At 40.5% G+C, this 12,358-nt stretch carries 18 protein-coding genes; 12 read left to right on the top strand and 6 right to left on the bottom strand.

The features are described 5' to 3' along the window. Positions 1 to 46 precede the first annotated feature (46 nt). The 3 genes from PHP90_RS11985 to PHP90_RS11975 all read left to right on the top strand — a co-directional run bounded on the left by PHP90_RS11985 (position 47) and on the right by PHP90_RS11975 (position 1,803). Positions 47 to 550 (top strand): DUF2059 domain-containing protein, encoded by a 504-nt coding sequence (locus PHP90_RS11985; protein ID WP_299930214.1) that lies wholly within the window; start codon positions 47 to 49, stop codon positions 548 to 550. A 22-nt stretch (positions 551 to 572) separates the two neighbouring features. Further along, positions 573 to 830, top strand: coding sequence for a hypothetical protein (locus PHP90_RS11980; RefSeq protein ID WP_299930211.1), 258 nt, complete (start codon positions 573 to 575; stop codon positions 828 to 830). A 148-nt stretch (positions 831 to 978) separates the two neighbouring features. Further along, positions 979 to 1,803, top strand: a complete 825-nt coding sequence (locus PHP90_RS11975; protein WP_299930208.1) for a metallophosphoesterase — start codon at positions 979 to 981, stop codon at positions 1,801 to 1,803. Positions 1,804 to 1,833: 30 nt separating this feature from the next. Here the strand turns inward: PHP90_RS11975 and PHP90_RS11970 are convergent, their stop codons facing one another. After that, a complete protein-coding gene (locus PHP90_RS11970) occupies positions 1,834 to 2,223 on the bottom strand; it encodes a 4Fe-4S dicluster domain-containing protein (RefSeq protein WP_299930205.1) in 390 nt (129 codons plus the stop codon). 191 nt (positions 2,224 to 2,414) lie between these two features. Between PHP90_RS11970 and PHP90_RS11965 the strand changes: the two genes are divergently transcribed. After that, a complete protein-coding gene (locus PHP90_RS11965; RefSeq protein ID WP_299930202.1) occupies positions 2,415 to 2,771 on the top strand; it encodes a 4-fold beta flower protein in 357 nt (118 codons plus the stop codon). 14 nt (positions 2,772 to 2,785) lie between these two features. On the opposite strand, the gene PHP90_RS11960 is transcribed toward PHP90_RS11965, so the two are convergent. The 3 genes from PHP90_RS11960 to PHP90_RS11950 form a co-directional block, all read right to left on the bottom strand. Further along, positions 2,786 to 3,295 carry a hypothetical protein gene (locus tag PHP90_RS11960; RefSeq protein WP_299930199.1) on the bottom strand — a complete coding sequence of 170 codons (510 nt, stop codon included), beginning with the start codon at positions 3,293 to 3,295 and terminating at the stop codon, positions 2,786 to 2,788. Positions 3,296 to 3,355: 60 nt separating this feature from the next. After that, a complete protein-coding gene (locus tag PHP90_RS11955) occupies positions 3,356 to 3,823 on the bottom strand; it encodes a heme-binding domain-containing protein (protein ID WP_299930196.1) in 468 nt (155 codons plus the stop codon). Between the two features lie 106 nt (positions 3,824 to 3,929). Beyond that, positions 3,930 to 4,850: a YceI family protein gene (locus PHP90_RS11950; protein WP_299930193.1), complete on the bottom strand. Its 921-nt coding sequence runs from the start codon at positions 4,848 to 4,850 to the stop codon at positions 3,930 to 3,932. Between the two features lie 213 nt (positions 4,851 to 5,063). Here PHP90_RS11950 and amt point away from each other — a divergent pair, with 213 nt between their 5' ends. Further along, complete coding sequence (amt, locus tag PHP90_RS11945) at positions 5,064 to 6,890, top strand: ammonium transporter (protein WP_299930190.1); 1,827 nt, start codon at positions 5,064 to 5,066, stop codon at positions 6,888 to 6,890. 15 nt (positions 6,891 to 6,905) lie between these two features. Here the strand turns inward: amt and PHP90_RS11940 are convergent, their stop codons facing one another. Further along, positions 6,906 to 7,286 carry a hypothetical protein gene (locus PHP90_RS11940; RefSeq protein WP_299930187.1) on the bottom strand — a complete coding sequence of 127 codons (381 nt, stop codon included), beginning with the start codon at positions 7,284 to 7,286 and terminating at the stop codon, positions 6,906 to 6,908. Between the two features lie 188 nt (positions 7,287 to 7,474). Between PHP90_RS11940 and PHP90_RS11935 the strand changes: the two genes are divergently transcribed. Further along, positions 7,475 to 8,116, top strand: coding sequence for a hypothetical protein (locus PHP90_RS11935; protein WP_299930184.1), 642 nt, complete (start codon positions 7,475 to 7,477; stop codon positions 8,114 to 8,116). A gap of 15 nt (positions 8,117 to 8,131) precedes the next feature. On the opposite strand, the gene PHP90_RS11930 is transcribed toward PHP90_RS11935, so the two are convergent. Next, entirely contained in the window at positions 8,132 to 8,548 is a 417-nt protein-coding gene (locus PHP90_RS11930; protein WP_299930181.1) for a hypothetical protein, read from the bottom strand. A 242-nt stretch (positions 8,549 to 8,790) separates the two neighbouring features. Here PHP90_RS11930 and PHP90_RS11925 point away from each other — a divergent pair, with 242 nt between their 5' ends. The 6 genes from PHP90_RS11925 to PHP90_RS11900 form a co-directional block, all read left to right on the top strand. Next, on the top strand, positions 8,791 to 9,165 hold the full coding sequence (locus PHP90_RS11925; protein ID WP_299930178.1) for a ferritin-like domain-containing protein: 375 nt from the start codon (positions 8,791 to 8,793) through the stop codon (positions 9,163 to 9,165). A 10-nt stretch (positions 9,166 to 9,175) separates the two neighbouring features. Then, the gene (locus PHP90_RS11920) at positions 9,176 to 9,973 is read left to right on the top strand and encodes a family 1 encapsulin nanocompartment shell protein (RefSeq protein ID WP_299930176.1); all 798 of its coding nucleotides are present in this window, start codon (positions 9,176 to 9,178) and stop codon (positions 9,971 to 9,973) included. A 38-nt stretch (positions 9,974 to 10,011) separates the two neighbouring features. After that, complete coding sequence (locus PHP90_RS11915; RefSeq protein WP_299930173.1) at positions 10,012 to 10,503, top strand: glutathione peroxidase; 492 nt, start codon at positions 10,012 to 10,014, stop codon at positions 10,501 to 10,503. A gap of 199 nt (positions 10,504 to 10,702) precedes the next feature. After that, on the top strand, positions 10,703 to 10,909 hold the full coding sequence (locus PHP90_RS11910; RefSeq protein WP_299930170.1) for a hypothetical protein: 207 nt from the start codon (positions 10,703 to 10,705) through the stop codon (positions 10,907 to 10,909). 125 nt (positions 10,910 to 11,034) lie between these two features. Continuing rightward, a complete protein-coding gene (locus PHP90_RS11905; RefSeq protein WP_299930167.1) occupies positions 11,035 to 11,631 on the top strand; it encodes a hypothetical protein in 597 nt (198 codons plus the stop codon). A gap of 57 nt (positions 11,632 to 11,688) precedes the next feature. Next, on the top strand, positions 11,689 to 12,358 hold a 670-nt coding region (locus PHP90_RS11900), incomplete at its 3' end, for a thioredoxin fold domain-containing protein (protein WP_299930165.1).

Genomic DNA, 12,358 nt, shown 5'->3' with positions numbered 1-12,358 from the left:
TGCTTTTTACAAAATAAATTCTCATTTGACTTAAACGGAGCCACTCATGTTTCTCTTTAAACGTATCATCCTTTCTCTCTTTGTCGCATCCTCTGCCCTAATGGCAGCACCCGCAAGTCAAAGTTCCATACGAGAACTTTTAGAGGTTGCCGAATCACGTAAACTTGTTGACAGCATCACAATACAAACCGAAGCGATGATGAATCGCTCCGTTCAGCAGATCCTTGCAGGTAAAAATCCTACTCCCAAACAGATGGCAGTAATCGAAAAAATGAAAAAAAATGCATTGGCAGTCATGCAGGATACAATTGCATGGGAAAAACTCGAACCAATGTACATTCGCCTCTATGAAGAGACATTTAACCAAGAAGAAATCGATGGAATAATCGCATTTTACAAAACTCCTGCCGGAAAAGCGCTCATTGTCAAAATGCCTACATTAATGCAAAAATCAATGATAGAAATGCAAAAATTATCGTTGGAAATGATGCCAAAATTACAACAAGTACAACAGCAATTTGTCGCCGATATGAAAGAAGCGAGCAAATAAGAAAGATATATTTTTAAACATTATGAAAAAAAAACTTCAACTATTTACTGCAAACCAAATCAAAACCGGAACATTCGGTTTAATCATCATGAGTGCTTTATCCGGATGCGATTCTTCTCATCGGCATGACTGCGGACCAAATCATGATCAAGAATGTTCAAACAACTCAGGTGGAGGCGGCGGTCATATTTCTTCGTATTCATCCGGATCGTCAGAAAAAGCATCCTATTTTTCCGAGGCCAAAGGACACACTTCTTCACATTGGTTTTATGGAGGGTAACGTTTTGTATAAAAAGCATAACGATAATAAAGTCAAATAAATTTCACCCTTTTTACCAATATCTTCTTAGGAAATTTAGAAGAATTTTTTGTACCCAATAATAATGTTATACACCCAAAAGCTAGAATTTGAAAATAAAAAGGATAATATGAAAAATAAAGCCATTAGATTACTGATTATCGCGGCATCATTTTTTTCTCTTTTATTGATGTATACTTTTTATGAACCGTATCTCATAGAAATAAAGCAAGATACGATTGTAAGTAAAAAAATCAATTCTAAGACTGACAAACTAAAAATTATTTTTATTTCGGATATCCATCATGGCCCTTTTCTTTCTAGAGAAAGGGTTCATAATTTGGTTGACTTAGTTAATAATGAAATGCCGGATATTATTATTCTCGGGGGTGACTATGTACATCGTGATAAGAAATATATATCGTCTTGTTTTGATGAATTACAGTATTTGAAAGCAAAATACGGTGTCTACGCTATTCTCGGAAACCATGACCATTGGGAAGGTAAAGAATTAACCATTAAGAATATTCAAAGAGCAAAAATCAATCTTCTTGATAATAATGCAAGTTGGATTTCTGTCGGCAAAAGTCGCATTAAAATAGGAGGCGTGGATGATTATCTTGAAGGAGTTCAAGATATAAATCCCACACTAACCGGTGTAAAAAAAGAAGATTTTGTCATTTTAGTTACCCATAATCCCGATTATATAGAAGAGATAAAAGACAATACACAAATCGATCTCGTTTTAGCAGGTCACACACATGGCGGACAAGTGACATTTTTCGGGCTCTACGCACCGATTCTTCCGACAAAAACCAGGCAAAAATATAGAACGGGGAAAGTACAGGTTGGGAGTATGACAGCAATTATCTCAAACGGGGTTGGAACCGTTACACCACCCGTCAGGTTCTTCGCTCGACCTCAAATAAATGTTATAACCTTGCGTTCTGAATAAACTCCCTACTTCTCCAACAAAGGGATATACTTAATTATAAAGCTTTAGCGTCTGCCCTACACTCACATGTCCTTCTCTGTGCTCCATACTGATCGTCTCACGCCACGGCATCGGACTCACTTCCGGTGACATCAGCCCTTTTTTCTTATGTTCTCGAATCACGTAGCGCTCGCTTAGTACGAAATAATCGTTATAGTCTGCAATGTAGGGCATATCCCATACGATACAATCCTCGCTCGGACAGACATCGGCACATTTTGGTACTGCGGCATCGACACACTCGATACATTTTTCAGGCTTAACGTAGGTGTATTCTCTGTCATTTAAAGGCGATTCATCGGCACTGACGATCGCCGTCGCGGGACATTCATCTATGCAAGCATCACAATTTATACAAGAGTCGGTAATAAGAACAGCCATAGATTGCTCCTAGATAAAATTCATAATGTATTTATACTATGCATTATATGTTCTTATGAATTTTTCATGCAAAAATAATCAATCAATAATAGGGATGCATGGAGATATTAATATATTCGTGTATTTGTTTTATTAATAATAATTTGTTACAATGGAATCCCTAAAAAATCTGGGCGGGAGGTAACATAACTATGAATCCTATCTTTAACCGTCACGGACGGACAATCGGATGGCTTTATAATGGTGTCATTTATGATCGTAAAAAATGCTGCAGAGCGTTTATACGCGACAGTCATGTTTTCACCTACCACGACGCTCAGCATCTCGGAGTAATTCAGAATGGTATTATTCGTGATAAAAGAGGTCTGTGCATAGCGTATCTGGATGCTGCTTCCAATGATCCGAGGCTTCCGATTCCGGAGCTTACGCCTGCTCCGCCGATTCTCTCAATCCCTCCATCAACGCCGATTCCAGCTGTACCACATGAAGTTTCTCCCGCCTCATATTATTGGAATCCGTTGAAATGGGAAGCATTTTTAGAGGGATAAATGACGTTATAGAGTTAATTTGAAGATGTCCGAATACACTCTTTTGATGCCATTATCCCTTTCAAAAAAGCTCGTCTAACTGTTCCGGCAGTGATGGAAGCTGTAACTTTCTTCGAATAACGGTCAGCACCTGATAGCTTTCTCACCCACCCTCTGTAGGGGATTACACTCTCTGTTGTATTGCGTAATGTACCTACTGCCGCACTCTCTGCTCTGCTTACTCCTTTTTGAAGAAGTGTAGTATTAGAATCGGATTTTGCTGCATCGAGATCAGGACCAAGTACATTGTCCAGTTCTTCCACATCGAGAGACAAAGCATCACAGCTAAGTTCTATAGGAACTCTATAGGGTTCTTTTTGAGCTTCAATAAGTACAGGCGGTATTTCAACATGAATCAGATTAAGATCACTCAGCGGTGCAGTTACGGCATCTTTCACGGCTGAGTGTTTTTTGGATTCAGCCGCACTCAGCGTTATTGGAAGAACCGCAAACAATGAAAATATCAAAGCAACTCGAAATTTCATTCCGTCACCCTTCTTTTTCTATCATTATCTAACATAATAGATTAAGAAGAAATATATCGATTAAATATTAAATTTTTTCAGAGTACTTGTCGAGCCGCCCAATTCCAGTATTTGTGAATCAAAAAATTTCTCGAGTGTTTGTTTCTTATCTTTATTCAAAACAGCATTTTTATGCATCAAAAGATAATCATGTTTCGGCATCATATCATTGTTGATGACTTGCGTTGCCCGCTGTAACCGTTCTAATTTCACTTTAGGATCTATATTGGCCCAATTTGAAAAATCGAGTGCTTTGCGTCCTCTTTGGATATGATCCGACATAATCCATGAGACGGGGGCGACATTTTGATACCAAGGGTATTTTGTTTCATTGGAATGGCAGTCATAACATGAGGTTTTCAGAACGCTCATAACGTGAGGATCAGCGTTTAACGCAACATTCTCATCTACTGCAGGATTTTTAAAATCCGGTCTGATAAACTGTATCACAATTGCTACAAAAACTAAAAAATATACCACTAGCTTCATCTTCTCCACCCGCCAATTAAAAGTTAATCGGAATCATACACGTTTAAAGTAACCAATCGGCTCTATATGATGAAAAAATCTGATAAAGTGAAATTCCTTCCCTTTTTTAATCGGCGATTTTTAACACAATACGTACTTCAATACTGACAGGATCGAAAACCACATGCATCCCTAGAAAACGGAAAAAATGTGCTGAACCGTAGGCGATTCCCCAAAGAGTACGATCAAAATCGAAATGGGCTTCAAGTACCAAAGTATTGGTGTCGCTTTGAACAAAGGTAGCAGGAATGTTGAGTTTTTTGGTAATGCCGCAGAGACTGAGAGATCCTTCCAGAATGTGATTTACAGAACTGACAGTGGCTTCGGGAGAACGTTTCGCACTATGGATGCTAAACGTTGCTTCGGGAAACGACTGAACCGAGAAAAAGTCATCAGAGCTCAAATGTGTGATAAGCATATTGGCAAACGAGGCATCCTCAAGATCGAGGTCGGTTATGTCGGTCATATCGACGGTAAAACTACCATAGACATTCTCTCCGTAAATATGCATGACCCCCTCTTTCAAACTAACAGTACCATAATGTTTACCGTTGGCATTGCGCCCGGTCCAACCGATAAAAGCACTCTCCGCCTGAGCTGTATAGCTTCCCGATGTATATTCGAGCTGTTCGTAGAGTGAGTCTGCTGAGCCTTCTCTCATACAACCTGCTTGCACCAGTGCTTCAATCCCCCCTTCTACCACATAAACACTGCCGTAACCGAGTTTTTCGAGCTTTTGGGCGGCGACAAGGGATTCATGCGATGTAGCACTGTTAGCGTATACAATGATGGGTACCGTTTTGTCAGGCAAAAGTTCGGGAATTTTTTGTAAGAAAGAAACTTCATAGACGCAGGCATTTATTGCATCTTTGATGTGATAACACTCATACGCTTCAGGGGTTATCGGGTCAAGGATCTTTGCCCCCTTTTCGATCAGATTAAGAGCTTCGGCAGGAGTGAGCGTTTTTATGGAATATGGTACAGACATCCTCTTTCCTTTTTCGTAAATACTGTAGATTCTACGATATTTTCTTGATCAGTAATGGAGTATTATGAAATGTGTGTGCACAAAAAAGTGTTAAATTGTTCGGCTAGTTTTTGTTTATTACTATAAGCATTAAAATAATAAAGAATAATATATGCATATATTTAATAAGTAGTTATCTTTTAACAATAAAATGAGAGTTGGAACAGACCGTTGATGAGCGAATATAGCAATATTGACCTGCTTTGGATCGTTTTAAGCGGTATCTTGATTTTTACCATGCAACTCGGTTTTGCTATGGTTGAAACCGGCACCGTCCGCTCAAAAAATACGATCAATGTCGCTATGAAAAATCTCATCGATACCATTTTCGGTGTCATGTGTTTCTGGGTGATCGGTTTTGGGTTGATGTTCGGGAATGATTTCAACGGAATCGTAGGGACAAGCGGATTTCTCATTGACGGCAGTAATCCGGCTGAAAACGGCTTCTTTTTCTTTGAGTCCATGTTTGCGGCTACTTCGATCACTATCGTCTCCGGTGCCGTTGCAGAACGGATGAAATTCAACGGCTACGTCGTTGTCTCTATCATCGTCATTTCCTTGATCTATCCGATCGTCGGACATTGGGCATGGAGTGCTCAGGGCTGGCTGAAACAAATGGGATTTATCGATTTTGCCGGTTCGACGGTCGTCCATTCGATGGGGGCATGGATAGGGCTCGCCGGTGCCATCACGTTAGGGCCTCGTCTGGGGAGATTTCGAAAAGGTAAGATCAGCAATTTTGCCCCTAGTAACCACAACTTTATTGTATTCGGAGTCTTTATCCTCTGGTTCGCATGGTTTGCCTTTAATGCCGGAAGCCTCCTCGCTTTTAACTCCTCGGTGAGCATTATCCTCCTCAACACACTGATCGCAGGTTCATTCGGCGGTTTCGGCGCATATCTCATCAGCCTTTTTTTGAAAAAAGGGATCGGAGTGGAACTGTTTAGTTTCGGGATCATTTCCGGACTGGTTGGCATTACGGCGGGATGTGCCGATTTGACAACACTCGAAGCGGCGTTTGTCGGATTTGTCTCAGCCTTTATCATGTATTTTTCCGATCAGCTGCTACTCAAAAAATTTCATATTGACGATCCGCTCAGTGTAGTAGGTATCCATGGATTTTCCGGTGTATGGGGGACATTTGCGGTAGGACTTTTTGCTCCGCTGCATGAGGGAATGAGCCGCATGGAGTTGATAGGCGTGCAATCACTCGGTATCGTCAGCGCATTCGTTTTTGCTTTCGGAAGCGGAATTATCCTCTTTCTTATTTTAAATCGTTTCAACGCTCTTCGTGTCTCCGGCCGAAATGAAGTAATCGGGCTGAATGTAACGGAACATCAAGCAAGGCTCCCGTGGGTAGAAACCATCGACAGCATTATCCGTATTATGAAGACAGGGAATCTGCAGACCAAAGTCTATGAAGAGCGCGATACGGAAGTCGGCATCGTTGCACGCTTTTTCAATTATCTTCTCGAAACAGTCCATCACAAACAGGTTGAACTCAAAAATAATAATACATTGCTCCGTTCGTCTGCACAACGAGACCCGCTCACTACCCTGCTAAATCGCCGTGGGCTAATGGAACACATCGATACAACGCCTCCCTTTCTCCAACAGATTTCTGTCATTATTATCGATATCGACAAATTTAAACCGATCAACGATACGTTCGGACATGCGGTAGGAGACAGTGTCCTGAAAGAACTCGCAATCTTGCTTAAAAAGATCATGCGGGAAAATGATATAGTCGCACGCTGGGGTGGAGAAGAATTTATTGTCATCATCCGAACTCTTGATATAACTCTCGCTGAACGCATCGCAGACAAAATCCGCCTCAGTATCGAAGAACATCTTTTTTCTACAATCGAACACATTACCTGTTCTTTCGGGGTCAGCACTCCGAAAAATGACGGTGTAGACTTCGATACTTTATTTGAGCAAGCCGATAAAGCGCTCTATCAGGCCAAAGAGCTCGGTCGGAATCGTGTATGTTCCTGGTAAAAAAAGGAATGTAGACTATTTTCCTATCTCTCTCATCATAATTTCTTCTCTCAAATCAACACTCAGCCGCCGAGGTTTTTGAAAAAAACGGTAATAAATCAAATAAATAAACAGACCGAAATAAGTCAACGCTCCCAGCGAGATAAAAAGTACCCCGATATTAAAATGTTTTTTCTCTATAATGAGTCGTGTCGCAGTTCGCTCAATACGCGTATAACCGTTTTGGTAAAACATCTCGTCGATTCTTTCCATCTTTTCGGTATCCGGCAAATCCGCATGAGTGATTTGCGAAATATAATCCCGAAATACCCCGAGGTTCTGAGCATAATTACGGCGATCCCAGAAATAGACCGCTATTCCCAACGGTAATATAAACAGCATGATAATTGTGCTCATAGCTTACTCCCCGCCTACATTTAGTGCATTATAGCATCGAAACTGTTTCCTCATCAGCTGACAAGCAATCTATATTTATTAAAGTATAATCAACTTACTATCTCCCATTTAACATCTGGATAAGTTATATAAAATATAATATTTAAACGATAGTACGTATATCATCTTATAAAAGCAAGGTATCCATTATGAGCATTTCTGTTAAACGTCTTTTATATCGTATTGGACTCTATGGAATAGCAGGAATTGTTGCATATTCACTGTACCTGCGGGCAAACGTACCTCCTGAAACGGATGAGCAGTATTGCGAAAGAAAGGGAATGGTCAAAATCCATAACCGATTTTATAAATACGATGTCTATGAACATAATGAAATGAAACCTATAGTGGATATGCTGACACAAAACTGCAGCGGTGATAGCTATTGTGAGATTGACCATATGTATCAATATGTACTTAGCATTCCCTACAAGGAGAGTTCAGTTGACCGAAATCCATCCGATGTGATCAATCAAAACGGAGGTGATTGTGACGAAAAATCTTTTTTATTGGCAACCTTGCTTTTGCAAAATCATTATGAATGTCTCCTGATCACAACCAAAGAACATGGATTTATTGCTGTTCACATACCTGATGAAACAAAAGTGAAAAAACCGGCTTCATATGTGATAGCGAATGGTAAAAAATACTTTTTTGCAGAGACAACTGTTTCCAAGGGATTTATTGGAGAATATAATCATATAAATCCGAAAGATATTGAAGGCATTTTTGACATGGTGACAAAAAAAGAGATTGATGTAGGAAAAATAAACTTTTCAATTGGCAGTTGATTGGATTATTCTCTTTTAGACAACAGGGTGATCAAACTCATCAAGAATTTGATTATCAGGATCTCGATGAACCACGTTATTAGCTTGCAACAATCGCTCACAAACGGATTCAACAGTTTCCCCTTTTTTTAACATTACCAAACTCCCTTTGAGCTGATATTGGTGATAGCTGAAAATCAATTTTTCCAAAGCCGTCCGAGCGTTAGCATGGTCCACAAATGTAAAGAGTACCGCAATATAATGACCATTGATTTTTTTTGCGATATCGCTTTGTCGTACACTCTCTATGAGATGGGTTTTATCAACATCGTAATCATCACAGGCGATCAAAGCTAAATTGGCCTCAACGTTATATCTCTCCAGCGTATACAGAGCCATTTTGATATCTTGTCCGAATGTGAGCATCAAATCAGTTAAATTCAGCTCTTTCATCGCATTCCTTTTCTCTCACCATTTCAAATCTATTAAAAATATAACTAGTTTATCTAAAAAAAAGTATAAGACATCTATACAAATATACCCTAAACTTTTTACTTCAATTTCTAAATTTTCATCTATAAGAATCACTTTCTTAAAAAAAAATAAATAAAAACATATCTTCTCTAAGTCTATTGACTTAAGTTATTTTAGAGCTGTACCATTGAAGCCTAAGGATTAAACCAAAAGGAGCGACAATGGCAGACCAAGGTTTTCACGAAGATCCAAATTTACTTTCGGAAAGTACAAAAGATTATCATCGTATTATAGAGAGCACGATGGAAGAGCTCGAAGCAATAGATTGGTATAACCAGCGTGCCGAAGCAGCAACGGATCCTGCTGCAAAAGCAATCATGGAACATAACCGTGACGAAGAGATAGAACACGCATGCATGGGGCTGGAGTGGCTTAGACGCAATTCTCCGGTGTGGGATGCGATGATGCAAAAGTTTCTCTTCTCGAGCGGTGATATCGTAGTACAGGAGTCCGCAGTAGCGGATCAAACAACTCAAACCGATACACCCCCTGCTACACCATCCTCAGGGACATTAAAAATCGGAAGCAATAGCTAAGGAGCCGACAATGAAATTTTTAAACCGAGAGACCTCTCCTATCGCACCGGCAGTATGGACACAGATTGACGCAGTTTTTACCCCGCTCTTGAGCCAACGCCTCAAGCTTCGCTCTTTGGTCGGATTTACCCCCGTACCTTTTGAAACCGATGCAATACCCACAGGTAACCTGAAAACACTCTCCTCCGCCGAAAATCTGACATTATCGGCAAGGGAGCCGCTCAGAATGGTTGAAATGCGATACGATTTTGACTTGCCTAAATCGATCGTCGAAGCATTTAAACGCGATAAGCCCGATTTTGACGATTCGATCTTTAAAAAAGTTTCTAACCATTTTAGTTCCGTCGAAAATTCTCTCATCCTGGATGGATTGAAAGAAGTGGAGATCGAAGGAATTTTGAAAAGAATCCCTCGTAAACCGATACATGCCAAAAATACAAAAGGACTGATCGATGCGGTTGCAGCTATGATTGCGGCATTCGGTGCCGAATTTGTAGAAGGTCCTTATAAACTTGTCCTCTCTACCGCGACACTGATTAAGATGGTGGCAGAGAGCGAAGGGGGCGTCAGTGTCAAAAGCCGTCTGGAAACACTGATTGGAGCAAACTTCTTTGTCGTTTGCGAATCGATCGGAGACGACAAGATTCTAGCTCTATCCCAGCGGGGAGGAGATTTTGTCCTTTATAACGGACTGGATGTCAGTATCGGATATACCGGAGAAAAAGACGACAGCTACTCTCTGTTTTTAACCGAAAGCTGTACCTTCCGTATTATCAATCCGGAAGCGGCAGTTCTGATCACACTATGAAAGTTTTACTGATTCTAATCGCTTTATGGAGTACTCTTATGTCAACAGCTGAAAAAAGTATCTATGATTTCGAAGTTCTAACCATTCATAAGGAAAAAAGCACATTAGAGCCGTATCGCGGCAAAGTGATGCTCATCGTCAATACAGCCAGCAAATGCGGATTTACACCCCAATTTGCCGGCCTGGAAAAACTGTATCGTACCTACAAAGACATTGGACTGGTCGTACTGGGTTTCCCTTGCAACCAATTTGCATCTCAAGAACCCCTCAGCGAACCGGAGATCGAAAATTTTTGCCGAATCGATTATGGTGTGACGTTTCCGATGTTTGCCAAAATCGACGTTAACGGAGACAATACCCATCCCCTCTATCGCTATCTCAAACAACAGGCTCCCGGGATTTTAGGAAGCGAAGCGATCAAATGGAACTTTACCAAATTCCTCGTTGACCGTCATGGAAAAGTAATCACTCGCTATGCTCCGGCGACGACCCCTGAAGAAATCGAAGAGGATATAAAAGCACTGTTATAAGATACGCCATTAAGCAAAAATCACTACAATACACTTATACGTTCAATCATAAGGATATCCCATTAAACCGCCTGCAACCAACCGAAAAACAGCTCCTAAACGAGAATATTCCAAACCTTCTCCTAATTTTCAACGCAAAGCGCCTCCTAAAAAAGAGAGTGTAGAAACCACTCAAAAAAATGAGATCAAAGCAATGTTCATGAACTGGTTCAAATCAAGCCATGCCGCCGCTGGTCATATCATGACCAAACAAGACGTCATCAGCGCTATTTTAAAAAAACTTGATTCAAAACAAGACCGTCCTTTTCAAATCGCAATGGATGAACTGAAACATGACGGCATCATCGAAATAAAAGAAGATGGCGTTACGCTGGTCCTAACACAAAAAGGAAGCGAACGTATATAAGAGCAATCTGCTCTTCTTATCCAAACTTATTCCTCGCTTATTAAATTATTGTTCAATAATAATCAATGCCATTTAAATAAGAAGAGGAATAGTATCATCTGCATGAAATCAAACAAGGAGTATTTTTGAACCAATTACAATGTAAATCGGTGTCAGTAAGCCGATCAATATGGATGACGATAGCGGCCATTGCAGCCGTAATTATGTTTTCGGGTTTCTGGAGCGGCAAAACGATTGAAGAACAACGTGCAAATCGTCTCCAATCGAGCGATGAAACGCTTCAACTGCTCTATAAACATGCACCTGAAGCCAAGGAGATGATTGCCAATTCCTACGGCTATGCGACTTTTAGCAATGTCGGTGTAAACCTGATTCTCCTCTCCGCAGAGGGGGGTACCGGAATGGCTCATGTCAATGGTTCTGGAAAAAATATCTACATGAATATGGCCTCCGGAGGAGCAGGATTCGGACTCGGTATAAAAGATTTTCGGGCAGTATTCCTCTTTAAAGACAAAGAGGTGTTTGATCAGTTCGTCAATAAAGGATGGGAAGCCAATGCACAAGCCGATGCCGCTGCAAAGCTGGCAGACAAAGGTGATGCATACGGAGCGGCTATAACGGTTGCACCGGGCATTCGTCTCTATAAATTGACCCAAAACGGTCTGGCACTTCAGGCAACGATTCAGGGGACAAAGTATTGGAAAGACGGCGACCTAAATTAAGAAGATAAATTCTTCATTCAAATGTATTTGTTTAAATAGTTATGAAAAGGGATTAAAATGAAAAAGATAGCAACAGCACTGTTTTCGATAGCCTCAGTTGTAATGGCGGATGATCCGATACTCTCAGAATTAAGTGCTTTAAATATCATCAAAGAGAGTCAAATACAGATTCTAAAAGTTCAAGATGAAGGAAGCGTATATCTCATTAAAGGGCTGCCGACACGTGTCGTTGATGGTCAAGAGAAAAGACCGTTTGATTTTTTTATCACTAAAGACAAAAAAATTCTGATAACAGGCAATGCTATTCGTACCGATACAAAACAAAGAGTGAGCTTTCCGATAGATAAAAATGTTATTGCAGGGAAAGAAGCATTCAGTTACGGAACCGGCAGTGAAGTCCTCTATGTTTTTGTCGATCCGCAATGCCCTTACTGTAAGCAATTCGAGAAAATCATGCCGACACTCAAAGAAAAGTACACTTTTAAAATCTACCTCTTCCCGTTGTCATTTCATCAAGACGCAATACCGATGAGCAAATGGGTTCTCAAAGGAGCGGATCAAGAGGATATGGCTGAGCGACTCTTAGCTATCGCAAATGGCTCCCAAGAGTATAAAAAGCTTGTATTGAATGCCGATGAAGATAAACATTTGATGGATATCATAAACGTTCAGATAGGACTAGCCAAAGAGATAGAAGTGATGGGAACGCCTACCGTTTTGGACAGTG

Origin of the sequence: Sulfuricurvum sp., from assembly GCF_028712165.1 — a bacterium.
Lineage (GTDB): Bacteria > Campylobacterota > Campylobacteria > Campylobacterales > Sulfurimonadaceae > Sulfuricurvum.
Note: the sequence above shows the minus strand (reverse complement) of the source record. Positions and strands in the feature narration are given on the sequence as shown.